This window comes from Staphylococcus sp. GDY8P120P (assembly GCF_017892065.1).
In the GTDB taxonomy this organism is placed as follows: Bacteria; Bacillota; Bacilli; order Staphylococcales; family Staphylococcaceae; genus Staphylococcus; species Staphylococcus nepalensis.
In genome coordinates this window covers 1-983 of record NZ_JAESKI010000055.1, presented here as the reverse complement: position 1 = coordinate 983, position 983 = coordinate 1, and the positions used below count along the sequence as shown (strand labels likewise).

1 protein-coding gene is annotated in these 983 nt (G+C 37.4%); it reads left to right on the top strand.

All coding sequences use genetic code 11. From position 1 onward, the window contains the following. A partial coding sequence (locus KA900_RS14600) for a DDE-type integrase/transposase/recombinase (protein ID WP_210139784.1) occupies positions 1-983 on the top strand: 983 nt, incomplete at both ends.

Sequence of the window (983 nt, the reverse complement as noted above, 5' to 3'; positions counted from 1 at the left end):
TTGCCCCATATCTTAACCGCGAGAAAAGTTTGAGAGCAGTTGCTGAAGACTCTGATGTTTCAAAACGGACGCTTCAATATTGGGTGAGTCAGTATGAACAGTTTGGATTAGTGGGTTTGATCCGAAAGCGTCGCAGAGACTCCGGCATTTTTAAAGTGGAAAAAGAGGTACAAGAAGAGATTAAGAATTTAATACTGAATCATAAAAGAAATTCAGTAACTTCAATTCATAGAAAAATTTGTGAGACATGCAAAAAGAATAACTGGAAGCAGCCCAGTTATTATCAGGTGTATGCGATTTCCAGATTTTTATCCCCTGGACTTAAAAAACTCGCCTATGAAGGAAAAAAAGAGTATCAAAACACTCATGATTTAATTCACCGACGAGAAGCCAACTATCCCAACGAGATATGGCAAGCTGATCATACTCCATTAGATATCATTGTTTTGAACGAAAAAGGAAATCCAGAAAGACCTTGGTTAACAATTATTTTAGATGACTATAGTCGGGCAATTGCTGGGTATTTTTTAACTTTCCAAGACCCGACTGCCATTCATACAGCACTTGTTCTACACCAAGCAATATGGAGAAAAAGGAACTTTGATTGGCAAATATGTGGTATACCTGAAAAGTTTTATACAGATCACGGGAGCGACTTTACTTCCAATCCCTTAGAACAAGTCGCCATTGATTTAAAAATCAACTTGGTTTTCTCCGCAGTCGGTGTTCCAAGAGGACGGGGGAAAATAGAAAGATTCTTCTCAACCATTAATCAATTGTTTCTACAAGATTTGCCTGGATATATTGGCAATCAGAACAGCCCTTCCCTGCTTACTCTTAAAGAGTTGGATGAAAAATTATCAAATTTCATTATATATAACTATCATCATAGGAGGCACGGAACAACAAAAAAAGAACCGATAAAAGCTTGGAATGATTCTGGTTTCCTACCCAATATGCCAGATAGTTTAGAAAGTCTGGAT